The organism is Flavobacterium sp. (assembly GCF_044357305.1).
Classification (GTDB): domain Bacteria; phylum Bacteroidota; class Bacteroidia; order Flavobacteriales; family Flavobacteriaceae; genus Flavobacterium.
In genome coordinates this window covers 16,446-32,452 of record NZ_JBIKPS010000001.1, presented here as the reverse complement: position 1 = coordinate 32,452, position 16,007 = coordinate 16,446, and the positions used below count along the sequence as shown (strand labels likewise).

At 33.4% G+C, this 16,007-nt stretch carries 14 protein-coding genes; 1 reads left to right on the top strand and 13 read right to left on the bottom strand.

Translation table 11 applies throughout. From position 1 onward, the window contains the following. The first annotated feature begins 2 nt into the window (after nt 1-2). Nucleotides 3-1,781: a 1-deoxy-D-xylulose-5-phosphate synthase gene (locus ACIQ2J_RS00160; RefSeq protein ID WP_396165249.1), complete on the top strand. Its 1,779-nt coding sequence runs from the start codon at nt 3-5 to the stop codon at nt 1,779-1,781. Between the two features lie 81 nt (nt 1,782-1,862). Here ACIQ2J_RS00160 and dgt read toward each other — a convergent pair whose 3' ends face one another. From dgt to ACIQ2J_RS00095, 13 genes are all read right to left on the bottom strand, one after another. After that, nucleotides 1,863-3,197 carry a dGTP triphosphohydrolase gene (dgt, locus tag ACIQ2J_RS00155; RefSeq protein ID WP_396166011.1) on the bottom strand — a complete coding sequence of 445 codons (1,335 nt, stop codon included), beginning with the start codon at nt 3,195-3,197 and terminating at the stop codon, nt 1,863-1,865. Nucleotides 3,198-3,263: 66 nt separating this feature from the next. Further along, the gene (locus ACIQ2J_RS00150; RefSeq protein ID WP_396165247.1) at nt 3,264-3,485 is read right to left on the bottom strand and encodes a hypothetical protein; all 222 of its coding nucleotides are present in this window, start codon (nt 3,483-3,485) and stop codon (nt 3,264-3,266) included. Nucleotides 3,486-3,546: 61 nt separating this feature from the next. After that, nucleotides 3,547-3,795, bottom strand: a complete 249-nt coding sequence (locus ACIQ2J_RS00145; RefSeq protein WP_396165244.1) for a type II toxin-antitoxin system RelE/ParE family toxin — start codon at nt 3,793-3,795, stop codon at nt 3,547-3,549. A 35-nt stretch (nt 3,796-3,830) separates the two neighbouring features. Further along, the gene (locus ACIQ2J_RS00140) at nt 3,831-4,046 is read right to left on the bottom strand and encodes a hypothetical protein (protein ID WP_396165242.1); all 216 of its coding nucleotides are present in this window, start codon (nt 4,044-4,046) and stop codon (nt 3,831-3,833) included. Between the two features lie 104 nt (nt 4,047-4,150). Further along, nucleotides 4,151-6,568, bottom strand: coding sequence for a ribonucleoside-diphosphate reductase subunit alpha (locus tag ACIQ2J_RS00135; protein WP_396165239.1), 2,418 nt, complete (start codon nt 6,566-6,568; stop codon nt 4,151-4,153). Between the two features lie 278 nt (nt 6,569-6,846). After that, complete coding sequence (locus tag ACIQ2J_RS00130; protein WP_396165235.1) at nt 6,847-7,824, bottom strand: ribonucleotide-diphosphate reductase subunit beta; 978 nt, start codon at nt 7,822-7,824, stop codon at nt 6,847-6,849. Between the two features lie 316 nt (nt 7,825-8,140). Continuing rightward, nucleotides 8,141-8,710 carry a hypothetical protein gene (locus ACIQ2J_RS00125; protein WP_396165233.1) on the bottom strand — a complete coding sequence of 190 codons (570 nt, stop codon included), beginning with the start codon at nt 8,708-8,710 and terminating at the stop codon, nt 8,141-8,143. Between the two features lie 220 nt (nt 8,711-8,930). Continuing rightward, the gene (locus ACIQ2J_RS00120; protein ID WP_396165230.1) at nt 8,931-12,332 is read right to left on the bottom strand and encodes a hypothetical protein; all 3,402 of its coding nucleotides are present in this window, start codon (nt 12,330-12,332) and stop codon (nt 8,931-8,933) included. Between the two features lie 221 nt (nt 12,333-12,553). Further along, complete coding sequence (locus tag ACIQ2J_RS00115) at nt 12,554-12,868, bottom strand: hypothetical protein (protein WP_396165228.1); 315 nt, start codon at nt 12,866-12,868, stop codon at nt 12,554-12,556. After that, nucleotides 12,850-13,080 carry a hypothetical protein gene (locus tag ACIQ2J_RS00110; RefSeq protein WP_396165226.1) on the bottom strand — a complete coding sequence of 77 codons (231 nt, stop codon included), beginning with the start codon at nt 13,078-13,080 and terminating at the stop codon, nt 12,850-12,852. The genes ACIQ2J_RS00115 and ACIQ2J_RS00110 overlap by 19 nt, the downstream gene beginning before the upstream one ends. Nucleotides 13,081-13,168: 88 nt before the next feature. Continuing rightward, on the bottom strand, nt 13,169-14,422 hold the full coding sequence (locus ACIQ2J_RS00105) for an aspartate kinase (RefSeq protein ID WP_396165224.1): 1,254 nt from the start codon (nt 14,420-14,422) through the stop codon (nt 13,169-13,171). Between the two features lie 73 nt (nt 14,423-14,495). Then, entirely contained in the window at nt 14,496-14,999 is a 504-nt protein-coding gene (locus ACIQ2J_RS00100) for a GNAT family N-acetyltransferase (protein WP_396165221.1), read from the bottom strand. A gap of 99 nt (nt 15,000-15,098) precedes the next feature. Beyond that, nucleotides 15,099-15,953 carry a M48 family metalloprotease gene (locus ACIQ2J_RS00095; protein ID WP_396165219.1) on the bottom strand — a complete coding sequence of 285 codons (855 nt, stop codon included), beginning with the start codon at nt 15,951-15,953 and terminating at the stop codon, nt 15,099-15,101. Between the last annotated feature and the right edge of the window lie 54 nt (nt 15,954-16,007).

Here is a 16,007-nt window from a genome sequence, read left to right as displayed (position 1 = left end):
TAATGAAAAGCAACCTTCTAGAAAACATCAACAATCCAACCGATTTAAGAAAATTGGAACCTTCGCAGTTGCCACAATTGGCGAAAGAATTGCGGGATTTTATTATTGATGTAGTTTCGGTAAAAGAAGGACATCTTGGCGCTAGCCTTGGCGTTGTAGAATTAACTATTGCCTTACATTATGTGTTTAATACTCCCGAAGATTTATTGGTTTGGGATGTAGGCCATCAGGCTTATGGACATAAAATTTTAACCGAACGGAAAGATAAATTCCACACGAATAGACAACTTGGTGGGATTTCGGGTTTTCCAAAACGGGGTGAAAGTGTTTATGATACTTTTGGCGTGGGACATTCTTCGACTTCTATTTCTGCGGCTTTAGGGATGGCGATTGCATCACAATTGAAGGGGGAAGATAAACAGCATATTGCCGTTATTGGGGATGCATCCATTGCAAGCGGCATGGCATTTGAAGGATTGAATCATGCTGGAGTGACCGATGCCAATTTGTTGGTGATTTTGAATGATAACGCTATTGGAATTGATCCGAGTGTTGGGGCTTTGAAACAGTACTTGACTTCAGTAAAAGAAGGGAAAAATCCGAAGCAAAATAACATGATTAAGTCGCTGAATTTTGATTATTCGGGACCTATTGACGGGCATGATTTACCTAAGTTGCTTTCGGAATTAGAACGATTAAAAAAAGTAAAAGGACCAAAATTTCTCCATATAATAACCACCAAAGGGAAAGGCTTACAACAAGCCGAAGACGACCAAGTAAAGTACCATGCTCCTGGGAAATTTGACAAAACTACTGGCGAAATTCATCCTAAATCGGAAGAGAATTTGCCTTTAAAATTTCAAGATGTTTTTGGGTTAACTTTAGTGGAATTGGCTACCAATAATCCGAAAATTATTGGGATTACCCCAGCAATGCCTAGTGGTAGTTCATTAAAATTTATGATGGATTCTTTTCCTGACAGGGCTTTTGATGTGGGAATCGCTGAGCAGCATGCGGTGACGCTTTCTGCTGGCATGGCAACACAAGGCATGGTGGTATTTTGCAATATTTATTCTACTTTTTTACAACGTGCCTACGACCAGATTATTCACGATGTAGCATTGCAAAATTTGCCTATTATTTTTTGCTTGGATCGTGCAGGATTGGTTGGTGAAGATGGCGCGACCCATCATGGTGTTTTTGATTTGGCTTATTTGCGATGTATTCCAAACCTGATTATCTATGCGCCAAAAGATGAAATTGATTTAAGAAATATACTTTATTCCGCATCGTTGGGATTGGAACATCCTATTGCTATTCGATATCCTCGAGGAAGGGGGAAATACCTAAGTTCTAAATTTCAAGTTTTAAATTCCAAATTCCAAACTATTAAAATTGGTAAAGGACACGAACTTAAAGAAGGTACTAAAACTGCAGTTTTATCTACGGGATTTATTGGCAACAATGTGACTTTGGCTTTGAATGAAATTTCCAATTCGGATGCTATAGCGCATTATGATTTTGGATTTGTAAAACCATTAGACGAAAGTCTTTTACATGAAATTTTTGCTACTTTTGAAACTATTATCACCATAGAAGATGGTGTAATTAAGGGAGGTTTTGGAAGTGCAATTATTGAATTTGCTGCCGAAAATAATTATGCTACACCTATTAAAGTTCTCGGAATTCCTGATGTGTTTGTAGAACACGGAACGGTGGAAGAACTTCAAAAAATATGTGGGATAGATGTGGAAAGTATAATGAAACTATTGTTAGAATAGCCCTAAAACAGAATTTTGAATATAAAAAAAGCGACTTAAATATTTAAGTCGCTTTTTTTATATTCAAAAATTTAACATTTTTTATGCAGTAACAATTTTATTATAGAGAACTGCTTTTCCATCGGTTAGCATCGAAACAAAATGACAAATGTGTAACAATCTTTCGTAAGTACTTTCTTTTTTTATTAAATGTTTTTCGGGTAAAATTTTGAGTAATAAAGTATCGTAATTGGTTGCTTTTCCTTCAAAATCATTATTATAAGCAGTACTAAACTTATCTAATAAATTGTTTATTATCTGGTAACCCGAAAGTTCTTTTTCTATCACCTCACGACTTTGATAGATTTTCTTTACACTTAGTTGAATGATGTCATCAATTTGCGCTTTGTATTTACTTTTATCCATCAAAGCATACGGAAACTCTCCTTTTAAGATGGCTTCTTCATTCTCAACAAACACTCGAACTGCATCGTTAATTAAATTTCCAATAGCCAGAGCGCGTAAATAACTTATTCTATCTTCTTTGGTTGTTAGCGTTTTATATTTAGAAGTGTCAATAGTGTCTTTTACTAATTTTATCAAATATTCTAAAGCAAAATCCTCGGATACCAAACCTAGATTAATACCGTCTTCAAAATCGATTATGGTATAACAAATATCATCGGCAGCTTCCACTAAATAAGCAAGGGGATGTCTTTCATATCCAATGTCATTCCCCGTTTTATTACGTATCAGACCCAATTCATCTGCAACTTCTTGAAAGAATTCTTTGTCGGTTTGAAAGAAACCGTATTTTTTATCAGCAATATTCGGAGTTGGTTTTTTAGGCAAACTTTCTTTCGGATATTTCATATAAGCCCCAAGTACGGCATACGTCAAACGGATGCTACCCTCAATTCCAGGACGGGAGCTAGTTAAAACCGAAAAACCGTTGGCGTTTCCTTCAAAATCAATTAAATCTTGCCATTCTTTAGGGGTTAGTTGGTTTTTGTATTGCAGTCCATTTCCAATAGAAAAATATTCGCCAATTGCTTTTTCTCCTGAGTGTCCAAACGGAGGATTTCCAATATCGTGTGATAATGCTGCCGCAGCAACAATGGCTCCAAAATCGTTAGCTTGATAGCCATGAATTTCTTGTAGATGGGGGTATTTTTCAATTATTTTTTTACCTACTAATCTCCCTATAGAACGTCCAACAACCGAAACCTCTAAACTGTGTGTCAATCGAGTATGTACAAAGTCGGTTTTAGAAAGCGGAATGACTTGTGTTTTATCTTGCAGACTTCTAAAAGCTGCAGAGAAAATAATACGGTCGTAATCTACTTCAAACCCCAATCGGGTGTCGTCTTGTTCTATCCTAAGACGTTTGCCTTTGTCGCCTTGGCGTTTTAAAGATAATAATTGTTCCCAGTGCATCATTAAATATTAGATATTAAATTTCAAATATTAGATATTATTTAGCAAATAAATATTAAAATCTTTTTATTGCTTGTCGTTAGCCAAAAAGAAATTTTTAGATTTCTTTGGGTATTGGTTGTAACTTTTATCGCTCGGATTTGCTATCACCGTTTTAAGATTGATCTCATCTCCAAGTTTAAAACTTGCCACGGTATATTGGTAATCCAATAAATATTCTCCACAAAAATAATTTCCGTTTTCGTCTATTTCGATAATTCCGGTGTAAACCCCTTTTTCTTTTGCCATTGTGTTTTAATTTGATTTCAAAGATAATTAAAAAACAAAACAGCCATCGTATTGATGACTGTTATATTTTATGTGTTCCTTTTCTCACATCATAAAATGCAAGTAATATAATATTGTTTTCTACGATTTTATAATATAGAATTGTTTTTTTATTGATGACAGCCTTTCTTGTATTTGTAGGGTTTTGATAAATTGGAAATAATTCCGGATTGATTTCAATTGCATTAATAGTTTCTAATACTTCCCAATAGTATTTTTCAGCAACTAAAACCCCAAAATCAACTTCAATATAATCAACAATTTCTAACAATGAAATCTCAGAAAATTTTGTCCAAATAATTTTTATTATTTTGCAAACTTGGTTTCAAATCTTTTTTTCACTTCTTCATGAGAACTAGTATTTCCTTGCAAAACATCTTCTAATCCTTTTTGAATTAATTTGTTTTCAAAATTAGATGATTCGTTTTCCTCTTTTAAATCAAGAAGCTTTTCAATAATTTTCTTGTCTTTCAAATTCTGAATCCAATGAAGAATATTTTGTTTTTCTAAAGCAATATCCATATGGAAATATTTTATGTGAGTTACAAATTTATAAAATTTTATAAAAAAACAGCCATCAATTGACAGCTGTTTCTATATTCTATTCTCTTTATCCTAATTACTATTTATGACCCACACATTTCACAATCATCCGGGCCAGCATTTCGTGCTAATTCTACCATTGCTCTAAAGTCTTCTGCAGTCATTTCACCTGTTTCGTTTGGAGCAATAACTTCTAATGCTACTGGTTCTGCTTGTGGAGTTGGTTCTGCTTTTTTATCATTATTTAAAGTAAACTTAATAGCATCTACAGCCGATTTAGTTCTTAAATAATACATTCCCGTTTTCAATCCGCTTTTCCATGCATAGAAGTGCATCGAAGTCAATTTCGCATAATTGGCATCTTGCATAAACAAGTTCAACGATTGCGATTGATCAATAAAATACCCTCTTTGACGACTCATGTCGATGATGTCTTTCATAGACATCTCCCAAACGGTTTTGTATAATTCTTTCAAGTCTTCTGGAATATCTAAATCTTGAACCGATCCGTTTTTACGCATCAATTCTTGTTTCAAAGTTTCATTCCACAAACCGCGTTCTACTAAATCGTGCAACAAATGTTTGTTTACTACAATAAATTCCCCAGATAAAACTCTTCTAGTATAAATATTAGAAGTGTATGGTTCAAATGCTTCGTTGTTTCCAAGTATTTGCGAAGTAGAAGCGGTTGGCATAGGAGCAACCAATAAAGAGTTTCTTACACCATGTTGCAATACTTCTTTTCTCAAACTAGCCCAATCCCATCTTCCAGAAAGTTCTTCGTCTTTAATATTCCAAAGGTTGTGTTGGAATTCTCCTTTAGAAATTGGAGAACCTTCGTAACTAGAATAGGGTCCTTCTTCTTTTGCCATTTCCATGGATGCCGTTACAGCAGCAAAATATAAAGTTTCAAAAATCTCTTGATTTACTTCTTTCGCTTCATCGCTTGTGAAAGGCAAACGCATCATAATAAATGCATCTGCTAATCCTTGAACGCCTAATCCAACTGGACGGTGGCGCATGTTAGAGTTTTCGGCCTCAACTACTGGATAGTAATTCCGGTCAATAACTTTATTTAAATTTCTAGTAACTCGTTTGGTTACATTGAATAACAATTCGTGGTTGAATTTTCCGTTTTCCACAAACATTGGCAACGAAATAGATGCCAAATTACAAACTGCCACTTCGTCTTCTGAAGTGTATTCCATAATTTCGGTACACAAGTTTGACGAACGAATAGTTCCCAAATTCTTTTGGTTCGATTTTCTATTTGCTGCATCTTTATACAACATATAAGGTGTTCCAGTTTCAATTTGCGATTCTAGGATTTTCTCCCAAAGTTCCCGTGCTTTAACTGTTTTTCTTCCTTTTCCTTGTGCTTCATACGAATGGTATAAATTTTCAAATTCTTCTCCGTAAACATTATCCAAGCCAGGACATTCGTTAGGACACATTAAAGTCCAAGTGGTGTCTTCTTCCACTCGTTTCATGAATAAATCGGAAGTCCACATGGCAAAGAATAAATCTCTAGCACGCATTTCTTCTTTTCCGGTATTCTTTTTTAGATCCAAAAAGTCAAAAATATCGGCATGCCAAGTTTCCAAATAAATTGCAAAACTTCCTTTTCTTTTACCACCACCTTGATCTACATAACGAGCAGTGTCGTTAAAAACACGTAGCATTGGTACAATACCATTCGAAGTTCCGTTAGTTCCACGAATGTAAGAGCCAGTTGCACGAACATTGTGAATTGCTAATCCAATTCCTCCTGCCGATTGTGAAATTTTTGCCGTTTGTTTTAACGTATCATAAATTCCATCAATACTGTCGTCTTTCATCGTTAATAAGAAACAAGAAGACATTTGTGGTTTTGGAGTTCCTGCATTGAATAGAGTAGGAGTAGCGTGGGTGAAGAATTTCTTCGACATTAAATCGTAAGTTTCAATTACCGATTCTAAATCGTTCATGTGAATTCCAACTGAAACACGCATCAACATGTGTTGTGGTCTCTCTACAATTTTACCATTTATTTTTAACAAATACGAACGTTCTAGAGTTTTGAAACCAAAATAATCGTAGTTAAAATCACGGTTGTATATAATATGAGAATTTAAAAATTCTGCATTTTCTTGAATTACGTTATGTACTTCTTCCGAAAGTAATGGCGCTTTTTGGTTTGTTCTAGGATTTACATAAAAATACATTTCGTTCATCGTTTCCGAAAACGATTTGTTGGTGTTTTTATGTAAATTAGAGATTGCAATTCTCGCAGCCAATTGTGCATAATCTGGATGTGAAATAGTCATGGAAGCAGCAGTTTCTGCGGCTAAATTATCTAATTCCGATGTGGTAACTCCGTCATAAAGCCCTTCAATTACTCGCATTGCTACTTTAACGGCATCTACCAAATCATTTAAACCATAGCATAGTTTTTTAATTCTATCGGTGATTTTGTCAAACATTACTGGCTCTTTGTGGCCGTCTCTTTTTACTACGTACATAAGTTTTGTTTTTTGTGAAATAGAAAATCCCTTCGCTATTTCGGGTTATTTGTTAGTCTTTGCGAGGAACGAAGCAATCTCATTATTGATTCATTTTCTCTTTTTTTTGGAGCTATTCCAGCTTTCCGTTGCAATCTTTTATTTTTTTAAAGAAAAAAAATAAAAGGATTTCCACTGCAATCTGGGCTAACCCAAACCAATGGCTTGGTAATTTTTTAAACATTAAGAGTGTTAATAAAATTGAGCCTTTAGGAAACTTAAATTTCTTAATGGTTTAATTAAAAATCAGCGTCGAAACTAATTTTACTAGATTCCGAATCCGAATTCATAACGCCTGCTTTTTGGTATTCGGCAACGCGTTTTTCAAAGAAATTGGTTTTCCCTTGAAGCGAAATCATGTCCATAAAATCAAACGGATTAGAAGAGTTGTAGACTCTATCGCAACCTAATTCTACCAATAATCTATCGGTAACAAATTCTAAATATTGGGTCATCAATACGGCATTCATTCCTATCAAACTTGCTGGAAGCGATTCGGTGATGAATTTTCTTTCAATATCTAAAGCATTGGTAATGATTTCGGTAATTCTTGCTTTTGGCACTTTGTTTACCAAATGGTGGTTGTGTAAGTGTACTGCAAAATCACAATGCAAACCTTCGTCACGAGAAATAAGTTCGTTAGAAAATGTCAATCCAGGCATCAATCCACGTTTTTTTAACCAAAAAATAGAGCAAAAAGAACCAGAAAAGAAAATTCCTTCCACGGCTGCAAATGCAATAAGTCTTTCGGCAAAAGAATCGGATTCAATCCATTTTAAAGCCCAGTCGGCTTTTTCTTTAATTGCTGGAAAATTATCTAAAGCATGAAATAATTCGTCTTTTTCAGCTTCGTCTTTTACGTAAGTATCGATTAATAAGGAGTAGGTCTCGCTGTGAATGTTTTCCATCATCAATTGAAATCCGTAGAAAAACTTAGCTTCTGGATATTGAACTTCGCTTACAAAATTTTCCGCAAGATTTTCATTTACAATTCCATCGGAAGCTGCAAAAAAAGCAAGTATGTGTTTGATGAAATATTTTTCATCTTCACTTAACTTGTTGTTCCAATCGTTTAAATCGGTATGTAAATCAATTTCCTCAGCAGTCCAAATACATGCTTCTTGTTTCTTATACCACTCCCAAATATCTTGATGCTTAATTGGAAAAATTACAAAGCGATCTTTATTTTCTTTAAGAATTGGTTCAATGAAAGACATAATTTGGGTTTTTTAAAAGATTTTATTACTTATTTCAGCTGTCACAAAGGTTGTCAAATTTAACCAAAAAAGAAAGTCAAACTTATTCACAATCGGCTATAGTTTTTAACAATGCTTATATTTCAAGGCATCCCGTAAGGTTTGATTTAAAATGTTGTTTAACAGTTTTTTATGCTTTATTATAAAAGTCAATACCCATAAAAATAAGGGGTTAAAGATTTATTTCAGAAAATTTATAATAAAATATTTCAACAAAAAAATAAACAAAAAAATCACGAAATAATCGTGATTTTTAATCAAAAATTGTGTAAGTAGTTTATTTTGCAGCGTCCCTATCAATATAGGTTTTGTTGCCATTTTTATTTATATAATATTTACCCCCTTTTGGTCCTGTAAATACTTTATGACCATTATATTCACCTGTTACTTTATCCGCAACTTTTGGTGCTTTCTCGTTGGTTTCTTTTTCTACTGCACTAGCTTTTTCTTTTACTTTTTTAGTTGCTTTGGTTTTGGCCTCTTTTGCAGTTTTTGGAGTCGTTTCTTTATCTGCAGCAGCTTTTTTTGCAGCTATAGTTGCCTTTCTTTTTTCATTAGCCGCTTGTTTTTTAGCTTCTTTTTCAGCATCCGTGACGGCAGAAGATTTTGCTCCTTTTGCTTCTTTTTTGGCTTTAGTTTTCGCCTCTTTTTCTGCTTTTTTAGCTTCCTTATCAGCGTCTTTTTTTGCTTTAGTAGCTTTGTCTTTAACTTTTGCTACTTTTTCCTTTTTTTCTTTCACCACTTTTTCGGTGGTTGCTTTTGCTTTTTTTGTTTTTGTTTTAGCGTCTTGTGCATAAAATGTGTTAGAAAAAACAAAAACTAAACACAATAAAATTAATTTTTTCATAAGGTTTTTTGTTAAAATTATACTTAAAATTAGTAAATATATTTTTACAAAAATCAATTCAAGAACTATTTTTATTTTAGGATAATGGAACTATTATTTGTTGTGAACATAAAATAACCAAGAAGTGAATTAGGTAATTTATAAAGAGAAATACACGATTTTTATTATTTAAATAACTGATAAATAAATAGATAAATTTTTTTTATTAATAAAACAGTTATTAAAAAAAGGCTCTTAATTGCACATTTCCAGTATGAATTATTTGGCTAGTGTCTGATTTTCTCCCTTGATAATTAATATTAATGTCTAAATATTGTGTAAGGTTTTTCTGTAAAAGCAAACGCCAAGTGGTGTTTTTTCCTGCTTGTAATCCTTCTAACATTTGAAATGCAACTGGAGAAAGTTGGTTTCCAATAAAGGCATTATTATATAACGAGAATTCTCCGTTTAAGGTGATTTTCTTTTCTCCCGAATAGGTAAAGGAAATTCCCAATCGTTGTTGTTTTAAAGTTTCCTGATCGTTAATGGTGTTTGCTTTGTTTTTGAATTCATATATAAAAGACAAACTTTTATTACTCGAAAATAAATAAGAAATTTTTGGCGCCACCGAATAATTATTCAATTCAAAATTTCTAGAAGCATAATTATCCGAAATGCTATTCGATTTGGCAAGCGAAGTATCCAAATTAAACAACCAACTTTTTTTATACAAATGAGCATATTGCAATTGGTTGGATTGCGACGAATTTTCTTGCGATCCTATAGATAGCAAACTTTTAACATGGCTATTTAAAAAAGTGTAAGTAACCGAATGGTCTTGTTTTCCGCGGTTGTAGAATAAACTATTTCGGAAATTGGTATTCAATCCCAATAAATTTTCTACACTAGTCGAGAACGGATTGAGGTTGAAATTATCCGAATTTCGAAGGATTTTTCGATCCATCGAAAAGGAAGTTTGATTGTAAAAATGAGAAAGCATTTTTAGAAATCCTTTCTCATTCATCCACTGCGATGGCGATAATGTTATGGATTGCGAAAATTTATTTTGATGCGTTTTCATAAATATTTGATTGGGCAAAAACACCCGAATGTATTTGGCTTGATCCGGAAATGGTGCTACCTCAAACTCCTGTAATTCCTGTATTCCGTTGCCGTTATAATCATTCCACATATAAACTCCCTGCCCAGGATTGACTTGCAAATAGGTAAATTCTTGTTGTGCAATGGTGCCCGAAACCGTTTCATAAGCCGAGGTAATTTGCACAATTTGATTGTAAAAATTATCGTTGTATAAAATTCTAGAATTCAACGAAGGCTCTGTTGGCTTGGCGGGATCGGTAAACGTCAATCGTCTGTAATTCACAAAAGCCGATAGATTGGTTTTTTGATTTTGTATTAATTTCGACTTTATATAATAGGAGTTTGAGGTGTTAACGCGTTTCAAGACACCACTTTGCACACTGTCGTTATTGCGATGCAAATAGCCCAGCTCGGTAAAAACTTTCAAACTATCTCCTCGACCTATAAAACTCCCAATCTCAAAATATTTTTGACTTAAAATACTAAAATTATTGGTTGCAACCAGTTTTTCTTGGTTGTCTTCTGCGCGAAAACTAGCACCAATCCAATTTTTTCTAAAATGGTATTTTGCCAAGGTTTGATTTCTTGCAAAAGTAGAATTGGATATTTCCCCCGAACTTTTTAGGTAACTTCCTTTTTCGGTTACTACAAAAGCTTTTTGTATAATATTCGCCTGAATTACGTGGCGTGTTCCTGAAAAACTATTGGTGAAATCTAGTTTTTCTAATTGGTATTTAATGGTTCCCTTTTCTTTAAAATCAAAATTCAAACCCGAAACTAACAAACTTTGATTTCCCGATGGATTGCTTATGTTCCAATCGCGATTGAATTCTATGGTAAACAAGCGTTCAATTGTTTTGAAATTGCTTTGAATTAATTGGTAATTTGCAAAAGCATCCAAAAGAAATTTCCCCGAATACAAACGTTGTTTTCCGTTCAATTTGGTGGCAATTCCTTTATTATTAGAATCGTCCAGATTGGAAAATAAATTCAAGTCGTTGTTGCTTACGCCCAATTCAAAATCGAAACTGGATTTTTCGGACGGATTGAATTTCCCTAAAAAGGTGGCAATTTGTAATTTGGTTGGTGCTACTAATTTAGTTATTGGTTCGTAATTTCCTTGCGGAATTCCACCAATTGGTGCTATGTATTCGTAGATTTTTCCCACGGCAGCGCTATTGGATAAAATATAATTTCCTAAATTATTCCCTACCAAAGTGAATTTTACATTATATAAAACATCGGTAGAAACATTCGAATATTGAAAAATCTCCACACTTCCTAGGGTTACTTTTTTATACAAAATTTTATTTTCTGAATAACTATCTAAATAGGCAGAAGGCGCAACCATTAAAGAAGCATCGTCTCCAGCATTTTTTAAAATAGCCACTTGATCTGTGGAAAGGTTTTGTTGCAAGGGTTGGTTTTTTACATCATTTTCTGAATATAAAAAACCACCAATACTCCATTTTCCTTCTTCGTGGGTTGCTCCTGTATAAGTTACAAAACGAGTATAATTTCTTTCGGAATATTGGTATTCTATTACAATTCGCATTTCGGAAGTGATGGGAAACAAGGAAGTAAATTTGATTTCGCCAGCATTATAATCGATTACATAGTCGTTGTTTTCGCCTCGTTTTAGTAGGATTCCGTTTACATATACTCGTTCCGAACCTGAAATCACCAACACATACAACTCGCCATTGTTGCCTTTTAATTTATAAGGTCCTTGGTTTCCTTCTTTTCCTGTGAAACTACTTTTAGCATATTGGCCACGAACCAATGCAGCCGATGCAAATATTTCAGTTTTATTTTCGGGAGTTCCAAAAGTGAAATGGGTGGATAATCCTTGTACTTTTTTGTTAAAATTTAAAAACTTCGATTGTCTGTTTTCTAAAAATAAATCTCCCGCACGAATGTTCCATTTATCGGAATACAATTCGATAAAAATTTGATCGAATTCATCTATTTTCTGCGAATAGCCGCCACTTTGCAAAGGGATATTCGTGTCTTGAATAGAAGCACGAAGCGAAACCTTATTGGATATTCTACCGGTTATTTGTAAATCGAGGTTGGAGTTTAGTGTAGAATTTTGATTATTTCCAACGGTAATTCCACGAGTGATACTGCCGGAAGTATTCAGCCCATCAAAAGGTTTGAAGGGTTTAATGTTCTCTCTTTTTAATGCGTATAAATTACCCGCTTCATTAGAAATCACTCGGGCATCATCATAAATAGAGTAAGTTTTGGTTAGGAATTCCGGGAATTTCAAATACCTAATTGTTAGTGAATCTTTGGCAATATAATTATTTTTGAAAACCAATTTTGCCTTTTGGAAATCCATTTTATAAAAGGAAGTATCCACTGGATTCCCTTGTTGGTCAAGGATTTTAAAAAAAGAGTGGTTGATACTGACATTATCAATAGCAATAGTGTCTTTGGAATAGGCAATTTTTTTGTTTTTGTAGGGCGTTTCTATTTCCTGAGCAAAAATGCCCGAAAAACAGAATAACAACAATCCTAAAAAACTATTTTTCAACATAATTAAGATAACTCGTAAATGTCAAAAGTAGTATTTATAATTGGAAAAAATTTCATAGAACATCTGTGTAGGTTGCTTAATTTTAAGTTTCTGAATTATAAGAAATCAGCTGTCTTGGTGCCGCCTTAGTTAGTTTATTAAGTACCGAAAAGTATACTCAAAATAATTTAGGCATATTCTAATTTAATTTGAGTTTTACAACATGAAAGTAGTTAGTATAATTATTCCAAATTACGCAAAATTAATTCAAAACTTTTTGGATTTCTTCTATCGTCAGAAAGTGCTTTCACAAAAATAGTGTTTTCTTGAAATGAAAAAAACACAGAAACATGTTTATATGTAAAATAAAAAATATTTGGCTTACTTGTTTTCTTTGGTAATGCGATAGAAAAATCTAATTTCCTTAATTTTTGTTGAATTTCTTTATAGAGTTTTGTACTATAAATCCTACTTTTATTTCTGTTGGTATAATAATCTAATGTTTCATACAATTCAGAATGAGCTCTTTTTGTCCAAATTATTTTCTTTTTAACCATTGTTCAAATTTTTCGTCCATTTGTTCTTGGTCAAAATATTCGCCCATTAAAATCTGTTTTTCAGAAATTTCTATACTCTTTAGTTGTTCTTCAGAAAGTTCATATACTTTTTCTTTTTTTTCAATGATTTTTTTGATTTTTTCTAATATCAAATCATCTTCTACAAGATTAATTTTGGAAACTAAATATTTTCGTAAAGCAATGGTTGTCATGGTGCTAAAAATTTATTACACAAATTTACTAATTTTTCTCATTTGATTTTTATTTTAACATGAATTGTTCCAGTAGGCTAAAAATATTCTACTCCTTAGTAACCACTTGCATGGTTTCTCTAGATATTTGTTTCAACAAAACAACTTTGTCTTTCTCCACCATTTCGGCTGCTTCTTTAGTAAAATGTCGGATGGTGTATAGCGAGACATTTTCATTGTAAGCCACTTTGAATTTTTTAGAAAGAATACCTTTCAAATCATTAAAATCCCCAAATTTATCTTCCATGCAAACCGAAAAACTAATAGCCGAATTTTGAATTAAACTCACTTTCATTTTGAATTGGTGGAACAAAGCAAAAATCTCACTGATGTTTTCTTCCATAATAAAAGAGAAATCTATAGAAGATAAGGAAAGTAACAATTGGTTTTTCTTTACTATAAAACAAGAAGTTTTTGGTTCTAAATCTTCTCCTTTAGAAACGCTAGTTCCCGAAAGTAAAGGATTTATAAAGGACTTCACATATAACGGAATTTCCTTTTTCTGTAAAGGTTGTAAGGTTTTTGGGTGGATCACCGAAGCGCCGTAAAAAGCCAATTCAATTGCTTCACGATAGGAAATTTGGTTTAACAAAACCGCATTTTCAAAATATCTTGGGTCGGCATTCATCACGCCGGGAACGTCTTTCCAAATGGTGACACTTTCGGCACTTAGGCAATAAGCAAAAATTGCAGCGGTATAATCGGATCCTTCTCTACCTAAAGTGGTGGTGAAGTTATTCTCATCCGACCCTAAGAATCCTTGGGTGATGTTCAAGGTTTTTTTCTTAATACCTTTAGAAATTAATTTTTGGGTTTGCTCCCAATTTACCTCTGCATCGCGATAGTTTGTATCGGTTTTGATGAAATTTCTAACATCAATCCAATTATTTTTCAATCCTTTTTCGTTGAAATAATGACTTACAATAGCCGTAGAAACAATTTCTCCGTAACTTATCACTTGGTCGTAAACGAAATTATAGTTGGGTGATTTGTTGCTGCGTAAAAAATATTCTAAATCGGCAAAATGACTATTTACAGCAAAAAATACGTCGTGTTCTTCGTTGTCAAATAAATCCAATAAAATTTGGTTGTGGTATTTTCTGACTTCTTGTAAAGAGGCATGAAAAGCACTTGATTTTTCGAAGTAGTTTTTAATTACAATTTCCAAAGCATTGGTTGTTTTTCCCATTGCAGAGATTACTACAAGTACGTCTTCATGACCTACTTTTTGTAAAACATCCAATACATTTTTTATCCCATCGGCATCTTTTACAGAAGCTCCTCCAAATTTAAAAATTCTCATACTTTTAAAAATTCCAATAATTAAATAACAAATTCCAAATAATTTCCAAAGCTATTAAAAACAAATGTAATTGTTAAATATTTGATTTTAAAAATGTGTCAATGCCTTGCTCATCCATTTGAACCACATGCCAATCGGTTAAAACGTTAGCGCCTGTTTTTTGATAAAAATGAATAGCAGGAGTGTTCCAATCGAGAACTGCCCATTCTATTCTTCGTACTTTATCGCGTTTTCCTTGGCGGATGACTTCGCGATATAGTGCCATGCCTGCTCCGGTCCCTCGTTTGTCTTCTTTTACAATTAGATCTTCTAGGTGGATGGTTTTTCCTTTCCAGGTAGAATAGCGGTAGTAATACAAGGCAATCCCAATTATTTTTTTCGATGGATTGCCTTCGCTTGATTCTTGATCTTCTTCGGCAACAAAACAGTGGAATAAAGGATTTTCTGAAAATCCATCTCGAACTAAATCGTCTACCGTTACTACAACAGCATCGGGTTCTTTTTCAAATATGGCTAATTCTTTTATTAATTCTAAAACCGACGGCATGTCGCTAGAAATTCCTTTTCGTATTATCATGTCTTTGTTAGGGCTCTATTAATTAGATGTAAATGTAAAAAAAAATCCCAAATCCCAATAGAAATTGGAATTTGGGATTTTAATTTATTGAAAAAATATTTATTTTTTCTTCGTTGCTTTTTTAGCAGGAACCTTTGTAGTAGTGGCTTTATTATTTATAGGTTTAGCAACATACGGTTTATATAAACCATCTGCTTGTGCTCTGCCTTTAGCAATTTCGGCTCTATTTTTTGGCTCAGGATGTGAACTTACCATTTGGGTTAAAAAATTGGATTGTGTGCCTTCACTCATTTTTGCTAAAATAGAAAATGCAGACGCTACCGCATTTACATTATAGCCATTACGTTTCATAAATTCATAGGAAAATGTATCGGCTTCCGACTCTTGTTTTCTACTAAATTTACTGTCAATTATTGCGCTTCCTATTTGTCCTAATTGGCCATCCGTTAATTTAGCAATTTTATCCGATTGCGAAGCTGCAGCATCAATTAGAGCTGCTTTTCTATAGGCAGCTTTCATGGCATCTCTTGAATCGTGGTTGGCAACGTGCCCAATTTCGTGTCCAATAACCGCAAGCAATTCGTTATCGTCCATGATATCCATTAAACCAGAAAAAACCCGAACACTTCCATCGGCAGTGGCAAATGCATTTACATCTTTAGTTAAATACACTTTGTAGTTTAATTTTAAGCCATTTTCAGCGATATGTTTTCCAAATACCCGATTCAATCTAAGGGTATAGCCATCTTTTGGACCTGCAACTACGTTTGTAGAATCTAATTTCCGTACTGCCTCTTTAGACAATTTTGCCGCATCTTCATCACTAAAGGTAAAGGCTGCCATGCCATTTTGTAATGCTCCTAGAGCTCTTTCCCCTAAGTTTATTTGTGCAGAAGTTTTTGAAAAAATTAAAAAGGCAATTAAAATTAGTGTTAATGTTTTTTTTGATCTCATTTTTTATGAATTTGATTATCTCAAAGATAAAAAAAAATTGCTTAAAATACTTCT

What these genes read in the sequence shown, in the direction of transcription:
- ACIQ2J_RS00160 (WP_396165249.1), top strand. Translation starts at nt 3, where the DNA reads ATGAAAAGCAACCTTCTAGAAAACATCAACAATCCAACCGATTTAAGA.
- dgt (WP_396166011.1), bottom strand. Translation starts at nt 3,197, where the DNA reads ATGCACTGGGAACAATTATTATCTTTAAAACGCCAAGGCGACAAAGGC.
- ACIQ2J_RS00150 (WP_396165247.1), bottom strand. Translation starts at nt 3,485, where the DNA reads ATGGCAAAAGAAAAAGGGGTTTACACCGGAATTATCGAAATAGACGAA.
- ACIQ2J_RS00140 (WP_396165242.1), bottom strand. Translation starts at nt 4,046, where the DNA reads ATGGATATTGCTTTAGAAAAACAAAATATTCTTCATTGGATTCAGAAT.
- ACIQ2J_RS00135 (WP_396165239.1), bottom strand. Translation starts at nt 6,568, where the DNA reads ATGTACGTAGTAAAAAGAGACGGCCACAAAGAGCCAGTAATGTTTGAC.
- ACIQ2J_RS00130 (WP_396165235.1), bottom strand. Translation starts at nt 7,824, where the DNA reads ATGTCTTTCATTGAACCAATTCTTAAAGAAAATAAAGATCGCTTTGTA.
- ACIQ2J_RS00125 (WP_396165233.1), bottom strand. Translation starts at nt 8,710, where the DNA reads ATGAAAAAATTAATTTTATTGTGTTTAGTTTTTGTTTTTTCTAACACA.
- ACIQ2J_RS00120 (WP_396165230.1), bottom strand. Translation starts at nt 12,332, where the DNA reads ATGTTGAAAAATAGTTTTTTAGGATTGTTGTTATTCTGTTTTTCGGGC.
- ACIQ2J_RS00115 (WP_396165228.1), bottom strand. Translation starts at nt 12,868, where the DNA reads ATGGTTAAAAAGAAAATAATTTGGACAAAAAGAGCTCATTCTGAATTG.
- ACIQ2J_RS00110 (WP_396165226.1), bottom strand. Translation starts at nt 13,080, where the DNA reads ATGACAACCATTGCTTTACGAAAATATTTAGTTTCCAAAATTAATCTT.
- ACIQ2J_RS00105 (WP_396165224.1), bottom strand. Translation starts at nt 14,422, where the DNA reads ATGAGAATTTTTAAATTTGGAGGAGCTTCTGTAAAAGATGCCGATGGG.
- ACIQ2J_RS00100 (WP_396165221.1), bottom strand. Translation starts at nt 14,999, where the DNA reads ATGATAATACGAAAAGGAATTTCTAGCGACATGCCGTCGGTTTTAGAA.
- ACIQ2J_RS00095 (WP_396165219.1), bottom strand. Translation starts at nt 15,953, where the DNA reads ATGAGATCAAAAAAAACATTAACACTAATTTTAATTGCCTTTTTAATT.